Here is a 14,177-nt window from a genome sequence, read left to right on the forward strand (position 1 = left end):
GGCGGCCCGATCTCCACGATGCCGGCCGCCTCGGCCGCGTCCAGCGCGCCGGGGTCCGCGCCCAGCCGCCCGGCGGCGGCGCGGATCAGCCGGGCGTCGCCCTGTCCCTCCAGCGCGGCGGCGAGCAGGACGAGCCGGGTGTCCTCGGGCAGTCGTGCGATCCGGTCGCCGTAGACACCGGCGACGCCCTCCCCCACCGGCAGCGGATCGGGCAGCGGCGCCCGGCCCGCCAGCTGATCGGGGGTCAGCAGGCCGGCGGTCTCGCGCAGGGCGAGGGGATTGCCGCCCGTGGCGGCCGTGACGATCTCGACGACCCCGGGCGCCGGGTCGGCCGCGGCGCCCTCCGCGAGCACGTCCCGCGCGCTCGCGGCGTCCAGTCCGCCCAGCTCCAGCGAGGGCAGCGCGCCGAGCGACCGCCGGACCCCGGCGCCGTCGCGGGTGCCGATCAGCAGCCCCACTCCGTCGCCCCCGCCGAAGCGGCGGGCGGCGAAGAGCAGGGCGTCGGCGGAGGCCTGGTCCACCCACTGGAAGTCGTCGACGACGCACACCAGGCCGCCGTCGGACGCCGCCTCCGCCAGGAGGGACAGCACACCCGCCGAGACGAGGAACCCGTCCTGGGCCGCCATCGGTTCGGCCAGCCCCAGCGCAGCGCGAACCGCGTCCCGCTGGGCGCCGGGCAGCGCGCCGGCCAGGCCCGCGACCGGACGCAGCAGCTGGTGCAGGGCGGCGAAGGCCATCCCCGACTCCGGTTCGGCGCCGGTCGCCGTCAGGACGCGCGCGGGGGCGGCCCGGTCGGCGGCGTGCCGCAGGAGCGTGGACTTTCCGGCGCCCGGCTCGCCGCGCACCACCAGGGAGCGGCCTGCGCCGGAGCGCACGTCCTCCAGGAACCGTTCCAGCACGCCGAGTTCGTCCTCACGCCCGGATATCCGGTCGCTCGTCATCCCCATTCCCCCGTTCCCCCGTCACCGCCGTCACCGCCGGGGCGTGGCCCGCTGCCCGCCCTCCGGCAGGGCGACTGTACTCGTTCCGATCATGTTGCCCGTCGGCTGTTCCCGCTGGTCAGAGGGGTGCGAACGCTACGAGGGCGCGAGCGGTACGGGCAGCGGCGGTACGGAGGGCTCTCTCAGGCGGCCGGTAGCCGGCGGGCGAAGACCTTCCCGCCCGCGCCGAGGAGGGCCGTGCCGCCGCGGCCGTCCACGGAGAGGGTGCCGGGGAACCAGGGGCTCTCCAGGGCGGCCCCGGTCATGCTGATCCGCTCGGTCCGGCCGGTCCGCAGATCGCGCCGGAAGATGTCCGCCGCCTGATTCGTGTCGCCGAGCACGAGGTTGTCGGCGTCCGAACCGAAGACCACCCAGCGGTTGTCAACCGTCATGCTGCCGCGGTACGACTCGCGCACGGTCCGGGTACCGGGCAGCGGGAGGCCGGCCTTCACCGTGGTTCCCTGCCGCAGATCGCGGACGTAGAGCTCGATGTGCGAGCCGCCCTCGTCCGTGCCGCCGGGTTCGTAGACCCTGAACATGGCGTACCGCCCGTCAGGGCTCAGGGTCGCGTCCGGGAGCGCGTCTCGCAGCACGCCCGCGGAGTCGATGCTGGCGCCCTGGATGCGTCCGGTGCGCGCGTCGTACGCGTAGAACGGGAAGGCGCGGCGCGACGGAGGGGGCTTGGGCCCGGCGAGGGCAGGTCCGGGGGGCGGGGCGACCCCCTCCTTCGCCGGTGCGGCGCCCGCCTCGCGCGGCTGTGCGGCGGGGGCCTGGTCGTGGGGAAGCAGGTTGGTGGCCTTGGAGCGGAATCCGATGACGGCGCCCTCCGCGCTGATCACCGGGTCGGTGGAGTCGCTGTCGGCCCGGGAGCCGTCCGTGCCGGCCGTGACCAGCCGGGTGGTCCCCTTCCAGCGGTCCGTGACGTAGATGTCACGTCGGTCCGAGGTGTACGTGACGTACCGGCCGTCCTCGCTGATGGCGGGGCTCTCGGCGTTCCGGGTGCCGGAGGTGACGTTCCGGGTGCCGGAGGTGACCAGCTCGGTGCGGCCGGTCCTGCGGTCCCGGACGAAGATCTTCCAGGCGCTGTCCGCCGGCTGTCCCGGCACGACGCCGGGGGCGTCGGAGCTGAACGCCACGTAGCGCCCGTCGCCGCTGATGGCCGCCTCGCTGGTGGATCCCTCCAGCTGCGAGCCGTCATCGGCGACGCTGATCCGCTCGGTGCGTCCGGTGCGCAGGTCCCGGACGAACACGTCGTACAGGCGGTTCGTGTCGCCCGGCACCAGGTTGGACGCCAGGGAGGCGAAGAGGCCGTACCTGCCGTCGGCGCTGATCCCACGCGCTTCCGACCAGTTGTCGGGCTGGGTTCCGTCGACGCCGAGGTCCACCTGGACGATGTCGTCCCGCGTGGAGGCCGCCTGTGCCGGCAGCGCGTGCCCCGCTGACAGGACGGCGGCCGCGAGTATGCCGCCCCCGCACACCTGCCACCACCGTCTGATGCCGCTGATGCCGCCGCTGGTTCGTCTCACGATGATCCGTCCTCCCCTGGTCAGGCTGATGCGCGCCTTCTGCCGCTCGCTTGATCAGGCAGAGCCAACCGGCGGGTGACCCGCGGGTCAACGACACCGACCGGTTACGGGCGGAAACTCGCCAGTAGTCCGAGCGGGCCAGCACCACCTTACAAATTGCAAAATTCTTCAATTCGCTACATGATGTATTGGCCGTGCCCGTAAGTAGCCGCGGGCACGGCCACCGGAAGGCCCCGGTCGGCGGGGCGCGCAACGGCAGAGATCGAGGGATCTGGTGGGCGGTTCCGCTGTATCGGGCGGGGCGGAACGAGCTCCTCGAAGAGCTGCGGGAAGCCGAGGTCGGCGCCGCGTGAGCAGCGTGGCTGTCCGGGCGTGGTCCCGGGTCCGTCCCCTTCTTCCTGCCCGCGCTGATCTCATGGCGGCGCGCCGGGATCCGAAGCGTGATCTTCTGGCCGGGTTGACGGTCGCGATCGTGGCGCTGCCGCTCGCGCTGGGTTTCGGGGTCTCCTCCGGCCTCGGCGCCGAGGCGGGGCTGGCCACCGCCGTGGTCGCCGGTGCGCTGGCCGCCGTGTTCGGCGGTTCGAATCTTCAGGTGTCCGGGCCGACGGGTGCGATGACGGTGGTGCTGGTGCCGATCGTGGCCCAGCACGGGCCGGGCGGGGTGCTGACGGTCGGGCTGATCGCCGGGGTGATGCTCATCGGCCTCGCGCTCGCCCGCGCCGGACGCTACATGCAGTACGTTCCAGCGCCCGTGGTCGAGGGCTTCACTCTCGGCATCGCCGGCGTGATCGGGCTGCAGCAGGTCCCGAACGCGCTGGGAGTGCCCAAGCCCGACGGCGACCAGGTGCTGGTGGTGTCCTGGCGCGCGGTCGCATCGTTCGCCGAGGCACCGAACTGGACGGCGGTCGCGCTTGCGGCGGCGGTGGCCGCGGTCATGCTGCTGGGCGCGCGGTGGCGTCCGGCGATCCCGTTCTCGATCCTCGCGGTGATCGGGGCCACGGTCGTGGCCCAGGTCTTCCGCCTGGACTCGGCCCGCCCGATCGGGGACCTGCCCGCCGGGCTGCCCGCCCCGTCACTGTCCTTCCTCGACCCGGGCGCGCTGGGCTCGCTGCTGGCTCCGGCGGTCGCGGTGGCTGCCCTGGCCGCGCTGGAGTCGCTGCTGTCCGCATCTGTCGCGGACGGCATGACGGTCGGGCAGAAGCACGATCCGGACCGCGAGTTGTTCGGGCAGGGCCTCGCCAACATCGCCGCACCGCTCTTCGGCGGCGTCCCCGCGACCGGTGCGATAGCGCGCACCGCGGTCAACGTCCGTACGGGCGCGGGTTCCCGGCTGGCGTCCCTCGTCCACGCGGCCGTCCTCGCGGTGATCGTCTTCGCTGCCGCCCCGCTGGTCTCCCGCATCCCGCTCGCGGCGCTGGCGGGCGTGCTGATCGCGACGGCGATCCGGATGGTCGAGGTCGGCTCGCTGCGGGCGATGGCCCGCGCGACCCGGTCGGACGCGATCGTTCTGGTGCTCACCGCGGCCGCGACCCTGGCACTGGACCTGGTCTACGCGGTACTCATCGGACTGGCCGTCGCGGGCGCGCTCGCGCTGCGGGCGATCGCCAAGCAGGCCCGCCTGCACCAGGTCCCCATAGCGGCGGACGTCTCCGGCGACCACAGCGCCGAGGAACACGCGCTGCTCGCGGAGCACATCGTGGCCTACCGGATCGACGGGCCGCTGTTCTTCGCCGCCGCCCACCGCTTCCTGCTGGAGCTCGCGGAGGTCGCCGACGTGCGCGTGGTCATCCTGCGCATGTCCCGCGTCTCCACCATCGACGCCACCGGCGCCCTGGTCCTCAAGGACGCTGTGACCAAACTGCACCGCCGCGGCATCACCGTCCTGGCCTCCGGAGTACGCCCCGGCCAGCGCCAAGTCCTCGATTCCGTCGGCGCCCTGGAGCTGCTGCGGCACGAGGGCCGCGACTTCGCGACCACCCCCGAGGCCATCGCCGCCGCCCGCGCCCATCTGCACGGCGCCGGGCTGCTGTCCGTCCCCGAGCAGTCGTCTGTCCCCGTGCAGCCGTCTGTCCCCGTGCAGAAGAACGCGATGACCAGCCAGGAGGAGCCCGCCCGATGACCACTACCCCCGCGCCCCGCCGCATGGTGGACGTCTCCGGCGAGGAAGCCTGGCACCTCCTGGGCGGCGCCTCGCAGGGGCGGATGATGTACGCGCAGCGCGACGCCCTCGCGGTGCGGCCCGGTCCCCACGACGCGCTCCTGCGCATCCACCCCCAGACCGTCACGGGTTTCCGCTTCGCCCACACCCCCGATGGGTCCGCGACGGCCCGCGGGACGAGCAGACCCGCCGTGTCGTGAGGCGGCTCATCGCATCGATACGAGGAACGACATGACCATCGAATGGCGCTACACCGATTACCCTGCCCTGGGCGTCCTGTCGGTCTCCGGCCACCTCAGCGGGCAGGCCGCGGCCCGCTTCGCCGGAGCCGTCGGCCGGGTGGAAGCACGTGGCACCGGCCCTCTCATACTCGACCTGGCGGCCCTCCAGGGCTGGTCCGTCGAGGGCCAGGACGCCATCGCGGACGCCGCCGCCCGCCTCGCCGCCTGCGGCCGGTCGGTGGAGCTCGCCGCGATCCCGGCCGACGGCTCCCTCGTCCCCGGCGCCGGGCAGCCGCACATCCCCGTCCACCCCGACCTGGACTCCGCCCTGGCCACCCATCACATGCATTAGGCGGGGCGGGTCGGCAGTGGCTCGGTCCGGTTGCCGAGCGGACCCTTACGGGGGAAAGTGTGCCGTCCGCGATTCGGCACGCCCCCGCGCCGGGGAAGCCATGACGTGAACGCGCATTCCCCTGCCTGGGAGGGCCGATGCCGTGACAGTCGACCATGCCTTCTTGCACCTGCTGAGCGGAGAGGACCGGAAATGGTTCCTGGCGCAGAACGCTTCGACGCAGGGTCTCGTCATGGACCACTACAGCAAGCCCACCTGTGAGTTTCGGAGCGTTCCACGGTCCGCGACGGGTTTGACCGGATCCCCGTATACGGACCTCGCCCGTGCCGTCCACGACAAACAGGGCCGCAAAATCGCCGCGAAAGAGGCGATCAAAACGGTTCGCGGGAGCTAGGAACCGGCTGGGCCCGGCTTTGCCCGGGCCCAGCCGGAACTACAATGTCTCTGTGAACGAGAATCTTCCGCCGTGCCCCGAATGCGCTGGCGTATACACCTACGAAATGGGCACGCTCCTGGTCTGCCCCGAGTGCGGTCACGAGTGGACCCCCGCGCCCGCCGAAGCCGCGGAAGAGGCCGGTGACAACGTCATCCGAGATGCGGTCGGCAACGTCCTCACCGACGGCGACACCGTCACGGTGGTCAAGAGCCTGAAGGTCAAGGGCCACCCGACCGGCATCAAGGCAGGCACCAAGGTGCGTAACATCCGCCTCGTGGACGGCCCGGACGGCCACGACATCGACTGCAAGGTCGACGGATTCGGCCAGATGCACCTCAAGTCCAGCGTGGTCAAGAAGGCCTGACCCCGCACCGCACCCCTTCTACAAATGGAACTGCCCGGGGCGATGCCCCGGGCAGTTCCATTTCCCTGTGCGGTATTACGCGCACGCCGGCCGTGCTACTTGTTCGCGTGATCGCCGATGTAGAACAGCAGCCAGATGAAACCGGCGAAGGCATGGGTGACAAAGACGTACACCAGCACCCGCAGGGCTACCTGTTTCTCCGCCCATTTCTCGCTTCTCGAACCGGAGCCGGATTCGGGGTCGGATCCGGAGCCGGAGGGATTCGGGGCGGGGTGCTGATTGGTGTCATCGGCCATGGCGGGGCTCTGTTTCTCCCGGGGCGGTGTCAGGGTGCAGGTGCGTGATCTCAAAGCGCACGGGAGTGCGAGCGCCTTCCGTAGAGGCCCTGGTCGTCGGGCAGGGCGAACCAGACCAGCATCGTCTTGCCGCAGCTGTGCACGGCCGCCTCGACGCTGAGTGCGCCGCCGTAGGCGGCGGTCAGCTCCGACACGGTCCGCAAGCCCTCCCCCATCGCCTGCGGGGCCAGGTCAGGCAGGTGCGGATCCTGGTCCGCCACGCCTATGACCAGGCGTTCCGCTGCGATGGCGAAGGTCACGTCCACTGTGGCCGAGTTGCCGGCGGCGTGGCGGACCGCGTTGGAGACCAGCTCGCTGACCACCAGCAGCACGGCACCGGCGAAGGCGGAATCGGGGCTGAGCCCGTACTCCGACAGGGCCGCGGCCGTATCCCGCCGGGTCTGCCGCACCGCCTCCGGCACCAGCGGCAGCGTGAGAATGCGCCGCCACACGGGCGGAGAGGCCGGCCTGCACATGGCCGCCTGTACCGGGGCGTGCTTGCGGTGTCGCCCCATCACCGCACCGCCCGCTCCGGCTCGGCTTCCCGCAGCTCTTCGAGGAGCTCGTGCTGCCCGGCCAGCATCTCGGTGAGGATCCGCCGAGCGGCACGCATCAGCTCGGCTACGTCACCGCCGGCCAGTTCGTAGACGACGGTGGAGCCGGTGCGGGTCGAGGTCACGATCCCGGAACGGCGCAGCACCGCGAGCTGCTGCGACAGGCTGGACGGCTCGATCTCGATCGCGGCCAGCAGGTCACGCACCGGCTTGGGCCCGTCCTGCAGCAGCTCCAGCACCCGGATGCGCACCGGGTGCCCCAGCATCCGGAAGAACTCGGCCTTCGCCTGGTACAGCGGAACCTGTCCGACGCGCATCACTGCCCGCTCTCCACGACCACACCGTTCTCGCGGGCCACGCGCAAGGCGTCCTCCAGCTCGTCCGATGCCACCGCTGTCTCGTACGCGTCAGCGGCGTCCTGCGCGGCTGCGAGGGCAGCCCGTGCCCGGTTGACCCGTTCCCGCGCCGCTGCGGCAAACCCACCCATCCGAACCTCCACGTCCGGCTTGGCAACCATGACAAGTAATGAATTGAAGACTTCTTCAATTCTAGTCCATCGGAGGGGGCGACGGAGCGCGACGGGAGCGGCTGACACCCTCGGCGGCGGTGACGAGACCCGCAGCGTGCTGCTTCTCGACGGCCCCCGGCCCGGGCCTCGCCGCTGCTGCGCGAGCCGTGCCGGCCGCACGTCCGGGAACTTCGGCCCCGACCGTACGCCGACGGCCGGCCCTGAGCCCGACCCGCCACCCGCGAGTGGGGACCCACGGGCCCGGGTAGGCCGGAGCCGTGGACTACCCGATCGAGCGACCCTCCAAGCTCAAGGACGTGTGAGGCTACGGTGACTGATCTCGCGGATTCCGTCGAATCGATGGAACAGCTCGCCACGGTCTGGCGTGCCATGGCACTCGACCGCGATGCACGTGCGGACGTGCGTGACCTTCCGGGGATCGCGGTGCGCTGGGCCGACTGCCGGTTCGCCTTCTGGAACTGCATCACCCTGACCGATGTGGGCGCGGAAGCAGAGCTCCTCAGCCAACGCCTGGTCCAGGCCGCGGACATCATGAGATCGAAGAAGCACCCGGGCTTCCTGTGGCTCTTCGAAGACCTTCTCGACGACGGGGCCCGCTCCGCGTTGGAGAAGGCGGCCGAGCGGGCGGGCCTCCAGCACGCGTTCCCCGGCACGGGAATGTCCGGAGACCTGCTCCCCGTCCCCGAGCCGGTCCACCCCGACCTGACGTTCGTACGCGTGACCTCCGACGAGCATCTGCGGGCCTATGCGGACCTCAACTCGCGTGCCTACGGATTCCCCTTGGAGGAGGGCCGCGACGGACTCGCCGGGTCCACGATCTGGAAGAACGAGGTGCACGCCTACCTGGGCATACGTGGCGATGATCCGGTGGCGTGCGCCGCTACCGTCGAGGCGGAGGGCCGTCTCTTCGTCGTGCTCGTCGCCACGGACCCGAAGTGGCAGCGCCGGGGCTACGGCGAGGCCGTCACGCGCAAGGCCCTGTACGAGGGCGCCCGGGCCACCGGTCTGACCCGCGCCACGTTGCACGCGACGGTGGCCGGCGCCCCCGTCTACCCGCGTATCGGCTTCAAGCCGAACTCGCCGATCCACTTCTACAGCCTGAAGGGCTGACCTGAGCCGCACCACCGCCCGTCAGAGCCCCCTCTTCAACCGGGCCGGCAGCCGTCGCTTGAGGAGCCTCCCTCCGGGTCGTGGATGCCGCGGGCGGAGACGTCATCGCCGAAGCGGACGAAGGGGTGGAAGCGGGCGGCGCGCAGGTGACGCATCAGGCGCAGGGAAGCCGCCGCATTCTCGGCGACAGCGGGGGCCTGGACGAGCGAGCGGGCGACGGCCGTGGCGAACACCGGCACGGCCTGCAGCGCGTGGGCTGCCCGGCCGACCGCAGCCGCTGTCCGGCGGCTCCACGGCCGGGTCTCCAGCAACTCGTCGGCGGTCCAGAGCCGTTCGCCTCGGCTCTGCCGTCACCGGCACGGTCAGGCACAGCCTTACGACCAGCCGTAGAACCGTCGCTCGGTCCGCCAGGGACGCCGGGGACGCCAGGGACGCCGGCAGACCATGCCGCACCGGGCAGAAGAGCCGGTACATGCATGCTCGGGCGCAGAAGAGCGAATGCTCCTCGGGTGATCACATCGCTGGACGACGCGTACGACGCCTTGCGGGGTACCGGCTGGCTGGGTTTCACTCCGCGGCCGTTCCTCTTTCTGCCGCTGCTGCGTACGAGATTCCTCTCAGTGCTCGTCAGCGGCCAGCAGATGGATCCGGGGTGGGCGAGCCGCTTCGGAGTCGAGTGCTTTTCGGCCGAGGAACTCACCCGGATGCGGGACGAGGCCGGGGGCCGCAGCGATCTGGAGCATCTGCTGCCCCGCGCCGGTGACCTCCTCTCCCGGAGGTGGCGCGGACACCGCCTGGCCCTCGCCTCGTACGGGCAGTGGTGGCCGGAGTGGCGCGCGGCACTCGCCGGATCCGGCGTGCACGTTCAGCCCCCGCCGGCCGGGCCGCTGCCCGACGTCCTGACGGACAAGACGTGTATGCGGCCTTGGCTGAGATCCCTGCACGTGCGCACTCCGGCCGACACCGTCACGGCCCGCCTCGACCACGTGTCGCTTCGCCGGCGGTTCGGCTCCCCGTACGTCGTGCAGCAGCCGCGCGGAACGGGCGGCCACGGCACCCACCTCGTGCGTGACGAGCGGGACCTGGGCCGGATCCCGCCGGGAGGGCCCTGGCTGGTCAGCCGGTGCGCCGACGGCGTTCCCGTCAACCACCACGGCCTGGTCGGCTCCGACGGCACCGTCTGAGTCCTTCCCGCGTCCGTCCAGTTCACCGACCTGCGAGACACCGGTGTGCCGTTCGGGACCTACGCCGGCTGTGACTTCGGCGCCGTCGGCATGCTGCCGGCAACCGGACGAGACCGTGCCCGCCGGGCCGTGGAGCGGATCGGGCACGGCCTCGCGCATGTGGGCTACCGGGGCACCTTCGGCGTGGACCTGCTCGTGACCGGCGACGACGTCCTCGTACTGGAGGTCAACTGCCGTATGCAAAGCTCCACCTGGCTGCTCGGCGAGCTGGAACTGGCCGCCGGGCTCCTGCCCACCCAGCTCCGGCACGTCCTCGAACAGCACGGTCACGGCACCGCAGGCGAGTACCTGCCCGAAGCAGCCGGGGCCGTGCAGCTGATGCTGCGCCACAGCGGGCCGCCCGCCCGGGTGAACGGCGTGCCCCGCAGCGGCCGGTACGCGATCAGCGGCCCCGGAGGCATCGTTCGGCGCGGCGAAGGGTACGGCCTGCTGGAATGCGGCGCGGACGAGATCGTCCTGCTCCACCTGCCCCACCCGGCAACCGTCCTGGCATCCGGCGCCGCTCTCGCCCGCCTGATCAGCCGCCGCCCCTTGACGACTCCGGACGGCCGCGCCCTCACCGCTCGCGGACGACAAGCAGTGTCCGCGGCCACCTCCCTTTTCGCACTCGAACCCGTCGCACCGTAGAGATCCACCACTGTCAGTGTGGAGCCCGGAGCGTTTCGACGGTGCCGTTCAGGCGCGCTCGCTCGGCCGCGAGGACCGCCATGTGGCTGGCGAGGGAGTCGCGCGGGCCTGACTTGATCCGTGCGGGGTCTCCGGTTGCCACGGCGTCGACGAAGGCGGCCATGAGTCCCGCGTCCCCGCCGCCGTGGCCTCCGGCCGCCGTCATGTCCCCCTGCCGCAGGGGCGTGACGTCCTCCTCCCTGCGGGTCAGGAAGTCGTACACCCGGATGGTCTTCCCGTCACCGTACAACTCGCCGCGGGTGCCGAAGATCCTGGTCTTGCGGTCGGCCGCCTCGTTGAACGCGGTCATGGTGAAGGTGGCGGTGGCTCCGCCGGGGAACTCCATCGCGACGACCTGGTGGTCGACCACGTCGTTGTCGCAGGCGTACACGCACCGGCCGTAGGGCCCTGCCCGCAGAGCCTCGTCGAGGGCTCGCAGCGTGAAGTCGTCGACGACGACGCTCAGCGGCCAGTGGTGCTCGCCGCGGTCGAGCATGCCCCCGTAGAAGCGCGTGGCCGAGTACGGGCAACTGTGTGCGACCGGGCACTCCACGCACCGGTCAGCCGCCTCGGTGGGCCGGTTGGCCGGGGTGAAGTGCGACAGGCGGCCGAAGCTGGAAAGCCGCTGCGGCGGCTCCCCGATGACGTACTGAAGCCAGTCCAAGTCGTGGCACGACTTGGCCATCAGCATGGATGTCGCCACGTCGGTGCGGCGCCAGTTGCCGCGGACGAACGAGTGGGCCTGGTGCCAGAAGCCGACCGGCTCCAGGTGCTGGACGTTGACGATGTCGCCGAGCCGTCCGGAGTCGACGACGGCTTTGAGTGCTCGCGTGTAGGGGGTGTAGCGCAGGACGTGGCCCACGGCGAGCATGACGCCGGCCTTTTCGACCGCGGTCACGACCCGGCGGCAGGACTCCTCGTCCAGTGCCATCGGCTTCTCCAGCAGGATGTGGTAGCCGAGGGCGGCGAAGGCTTCGGTGGGCTCGACGTGTGCGCGGTCGAGGGTGCAGATCAGCACGGCATCGGCGATCTTGCCGCGAGCGGCGAACGCCTTCCAGTCGGAAACCGCGTTCTCGGACGCGATGCCGTGTTCTCCGGAGAGCCGGGCGCGGCGTACGGCTCGTGGCTCGGCCACACCTATGACGGTCGCCCGTTCAGGATGCTGGAGGGCCCACTTGGCGTATCCAGCGCCTCGTTCGCCGGCGCCGATGACGAGGAGGGAGACAGGCGGCATGCCGCAACCCTATTGAGTCCCGCGCCGCGTCGGAGGCGCTTTGCAGCAGCGCCCGGCCGTTGTGGAACCCCCGTCACGACAACGCTGGAGCCACTGGGCACCTTCCGTTGGCTCCGCCGGCATCATGCGGGTTCGGTCCGCCGGTCGGGGGTGCCGGCGGACCGAACAGGATCGGGCCAGGCCATAGCGGCCTGCGGCGCGCGCGTCAGCCCAGCAGCTTCATGTCCTTCATGCAGTCCAGCACGGTGGTCCGGAGGGCCTCGATCAGGGTGGGGATGAAGTCGCCGGTCTCGGTGTCCGTCACCCAGGGGTCCATGGTCGTGGAGATCAGGTACGTGACCGGCGTCCCGGGGTCCTCGGCGGCGACGCCGAGCCTGCCGCAGAAGGCGTCGATGAACTGCTCGCCGTGGAGGGCGGGGTCGAACTGGGACGCGGTGATGATGAGCGGCGGCATGTCCTTGTGCCGGGGGATCCTCGGCTCGATGGTCTCGGGGTCGACCTTGAGCCGTTGGGCGATGCGCTCGTTGAGGTCGTTGGCGACGGCCAGGCTGGTGTTGGGCCGGCCGTCGACCACGGGGTTGAACGCGTAGCCGATGATGATCTGGTCGGAGCCCAGTTCCTTCAGAAGACGACGGGCCTTCCTGTCCTCAAGGATTGCCTCGTTGCTCTTGGGGACGATGCGTTCCTTGATGAAGGCGAGCTGCTCCGCCACGGCCTCCGGGTCGGGGTGGGGGTCGTGTTCGGCCGGTATGCGCTGGCAGGTGGCGACGGTGAACGGGTCGTCGGGCCCGGCCATGGTGCGGACGGCGGCGTAGAGCCGTTTGCTGTTGAACAGCGCCTGGCCGAGGATCCGCCCGTAGCCGAGGTCGTTCGTACGGATGACACGGTGGCTGAGGTAGACACCGGCCGCCGCGGCACCGGGCTTGGAGCCCTCGACGCCGAAGAGGCCCATGTTGGCGTCGATGTCCGAGCCCTGGTCGATGTAGGCGGCGCCCATAGCGATCAGGTTGCGCTGCCGCTTGTCGCGGTAGCACAGGCCACCGGCCGGATAGGGGACGTAGCCGGCCTTGTGCGGGTCGATGCTGATGGAGTCCGCCCGGTGCAGCACGTCGTACTGCTTGTTGACGTAGGCGCTCATCGCCAGGTCCGGGGTGATCCTCGGCCTCTCGTTGCCGTGCGGGGCGTGCCGGTGCGGCCGCTTGATGGCAGCGAAGTATCCGCCCCAGGCCGAGTCGGCGTGGATCGGGTAGCACAGGCCCCGCCGCGCGTACTCGTCGCGCAGGTCGAGGATCTCGGTCAGCGGGTCGACGGCGCTGAGCTCGGTGCTGCCCACGATGGCGACGTCCAGCAGGACGGGCCGGTGGTGGAGCAGGCACTCGTCCAGCAGCGCGCGCCGTGCCTGCGTCGCGGCTCGCGCGTCGAGGTCGACGCCGACGGGGCGGATGCCGTCGCGGCCGATGCCGAGCAGGGCGGCTGCCTTGGGCCAGCTGTAGTGCATGGTGGCGGACGCGAGGATCACGCCCGGCTCGACGTCGTCCTTGAGGTAGCGGCGGAAGTGGTCGTACCCCAGGTTCTGGATCGTGTGCTTGTCGATGAGACCCATCTGCTCCGGGGTCAGGTCGCAGGCGGCTCGCACCCGGGCGGAGAGGTCGAGTACGGCGTGCGGCTGCAGGTTCACCAGCTGCCAGGGAGTCAGCTCCAGGAGGGGGTGTTCGGTGCCGTCCGCCAGGGGCACGACGAGGTCCCCGGCCGCCGCGAGGGCGGGCTCCCGGCGGATCGCCTCGGCGACGGCGACGGGGTGGTAGGTGAGGTTGCGGGCGGACCAGGCGGCCTCAAGGTTGGCGACCGTTCCGTCGCAGGTGATGTGTCCCCACGAGGTCTGGTCGTCGTAGCCCAGCAGCCGGCACAGGTCCTCTCCGACGGCCTTCTCCAGGAGGGTGGTGACCGGTGACGCTTCGACGGCGACGTTGTTGGGGTTGTAGAGCATTCCCGCGAGGTAGCCGGCGATGCCCGGGAGCGTGACGTCCCAGTTCATGTGGCCCTGGAAGCGGTAGCTCCAGGCGGGGACCGAGCCGCGCAGGTGCCTGAGCAGGTGGTCGAACTCCGAGCGCAGGTGTTTGACGTCCTGCTGGTAGCCGTCCGTGAGCTTCATGTCCTCGGTGACGTACGGGGGGTCTTCCGGGTAGAGCTTCTGCCGGTCTTCGGCGTGCTCGGACACCGCGTGCTCGACGAGTTCCTTCAGCAGGTCCGCGTTCTCGGCCTTCGGGCCGAGGAACCACGCGGCCAGGGTCGAGGTGCCCGGGGCGTCGGTGAGGTCGAAGTGGGACTGCCGGCGTTCCAGGGCCTTGAGGTACGCGCGCTGAGCGGCGTTCGTGCGGTCGTCGGCCATGACGGCTCCTTCGCGGATCGGGACTCCCTTGCGGACCATGGGCACCGTGGAGGGGGGAACCGGGACGGGCGAGAGCGCA

The 14,177-nt window shown here is 71.2% G+C and carries 16 protein-coding genes; 7 read left to right on the forward strand and 9 right to left on the reverse strand.

Annotated features, from left to right (window positions below; genetic code table 11):
* The coding region (locus tag B7P34_RS21760) for an AAA family ATPase (protein ID WP_223268090.1) at positions 1–947 on the reverse strand (947 nt) is incomplete at its 3' end.
* A 176-nt stretch (positions 948–1,123) separates the two neighbouring features.
* Entirely contained in the window at positions 1,124–2,506 is a 1,383-nt protein-coding gene (locus B7P34_RS21765) for a TolB family protein (RefSeq protein ID WP_146166888.1), read from the reverse strand.
* A gap of 415 nt (positions 2,507–2,921) precedes the next feature.
* Between B7P34_RS21765 and B7P34_RS21770 the strand changes: the two genes are divergently transcribed.
* From B7P34_RS21770 to B7P34_RS21790, 4 genes are all read left to right on the forward strand, one after another.
* Positions 2,922–4,625 carry a SulP family inorganic anion transporter gene (locus B7P34_RS21770; protein ID WP_223268091.1) on the forward strand — a complete coding sequence of 568 codons (1,704 nt, stop codon included), beginning with the start codon at positions 2,922–2,924 and terminating at the stop codon, positions 4,623–4,625.
* The gene (locus tag B7P34_RS21775; protein ID WP_106678945.1) at positions 4,622–4,864 is read left to right on the forward strand and encodes a hypothetical protein; all 243 of its coding nucleotides are present in this window, start codon (positions 4,622–4,624) and stop codon (positions 4,862–4,864) included. The genes B7P34_RS21770 and B7P34_RS21775 overlap by 4 nt, the downstream gene beginning before the upstream one ends.
* A gap of 31 nt (positions 4,865–4,895) precedes the next feature.
* Complete coding sequence (locus B7P34_RS21780) at positions 4,896–5,237, forward strand: STAS domain-containing protein (protein ID WP_106678947.1); 342 nt, start codon at positions 4,896–4,898, stop codon at positions 5,235–5,237.
* A 446-nt stretch (positions 5,238–5,683) separates the two neighbouring features.
* Positions 5,684–6,037, forward strand: a complete 354-nt coding sequence (locus B7P34_RS21790; protein ID WP_106678951.1) for a zinc ribbon domain-containing protein YjdM — start codon at positions 5,684–5,686, stop codon at positions 6,035–6,037.
* Positions 6,038–6,132: 95 nt separating this feature from the next.
* On the opposite strand, the gene B7P34_RS21795 is transcribed toward B7P34_RS21790, so the two are convergent.
* The 4 genes from B7P34_RS21795 to B7P34_RS37585 form a co-directional block, all read right to left on the reverse strand.
* Positions 6,133–6,333, reverse strand: a complete 201-nt coding sequence (locus tag B7P34_RS21795; protein WP_106678953.1) for a DUF6126 family protein — start codon at positions 6,331–6,333, stop codon at positions 6,133–6,135.
* A 50-nt stretch (positions 6,334–6,383) separates the two neighbouring features.
* The gene (locus B7P34_RS21800; protein WP_286157501.1) at positions 6,384–6,794 is read right to left on the reverse strand and encodes an ATP-binding protein; all 411 of its coding nucleotides are present in this window, start codon (positions 6,792–6,794) and stop codon (positions 6,384–6,386) included.
* Between the two features lie 92 nt (positions 6,795–6,886).
* Entirely contained in the window at positions 6,887–7,243 is a 357-nt protein-coding gene (locus B7P34_RS21805) for an ArsR/SmtB family transcription factor (protein ID WP_106678955.1), read from the reverse strand.
* Entirely contained in the window at positions 7,243–7,413 is a 171-nt protein-coding gene (locus B7P34_RS37585; protein WP_189382950.1) for a hypothetical protein, read from the reverse strand. The genes B7P34_RS21805 and B7P34_RS37585 overlap by 1 nt, the downstream gene beginning before the upstream one ends.
* A gap of 351 nt (positions 7,414–7,764) precedes the next feature.
* Between B7P34_RS37585 and B7P34_RS21815 the strand changes: the two genes are divergently transcribed.
* Positions 7,765–8,565, forward strand: a complete 801-nt coding sequence (locus tag B7P34_RS21815) for a GNAT family N-acetyltransferase (protein ID WP_189382952.1) — start codon at positions 7,765–7,767, stop codon at positions 8,563–8,565.
* A gap of 35 nt (positions 8,566–8,600) precedes the next feature.
* On the opposite strand, the gene B7P34_RS21820 is transcribed toward B7P34_RS21815, so the two are convergent.
* Positions 8,601–8,876, reverse strand: a complete 276-nt coding sequence (locus B7P34_RS21820; RefSeq protein WP_106678961.1) for a hypothetical protein — start codon at positions 8,874–8,876, stop codon at positions 8,601–8,603.
* A gap of 198 nt (positions 8,877–9,074) precedes the next feature.
* On the opposite strand from B7P34_RS21820, the gene B7P34_RS21825 reads away from it, so the two are divergent.
* On the forward strand, positions 9,075–9,749 hold the full coding sequence (locus B7P34_RS21825; protein WP_106678963.1) for a hypothetical protein: 675 nt from the start codon (positions 9,075–9,077) through the stop codon (positions 9,747–9,749).
* 45 nt (positions 9,750–9,794) lie between these two features.
* Positions 9,795–10,436, forward strand: coding sequence for an ATP-grasp domain-containing protein (locus B7P34_RS21830; protein ID WP_106678965.1), 642 nt, complete (start codon positions 9,795–9,797; stop codon positions 10,434–10,436).
* 13 nt (positions 10,437–10,449) lie between these two features.
* On the opposite strand, the gene B7P34_RS21835 is transcribed toward B7P34_RS21830, so the two are convergent.
* Both B7P34_RS21835 and B7P34_RS21840 read right to left on the reverse strand, forming a co-directional pair.
* The gene (locus B7P34_RS21835; protein ID WP_106678967.1) at positions 10,450–11,709 is read right to left on the reverse strand and encodes a Gfo/Idh/MocA family protein; all 1,260 of its coding nucleotides are present in this window, start codon (positions 11,707–11,709) and stop codon (positions 10,450–10,452) included.
* Positions 11,710–11,914: 205 nt separating this feature from the next.
* Positions 11,915–14,098 carry a pyridoxal phosphate-dependent decarboxylase family protein gene (locus B7P34_RS21840; RefSeq protein ID WP_106678969.1) on the reverse strand — a complete coding sequence of 728 codons (2,184 nt, stop codon included), beginning with the start codon at positions 14,096–14,098 and terminating at the stop codon, positions 11,915–11,917.
* Positions 14,099–14,177 lie beyond the last annotated feature (79 nt).

Origin of the sequence: Streptosporangium nondiastaticum (assembly GCF_003011965.1) — a bacterium.
In the GTDB taxonomy this organism is placed as follows: Bacteria; Actinomycetota; Actinomycetes; order Streptomycetales; family Streptomycetaceae; genus Streptomyces; species Streptomyces nondiastaticus.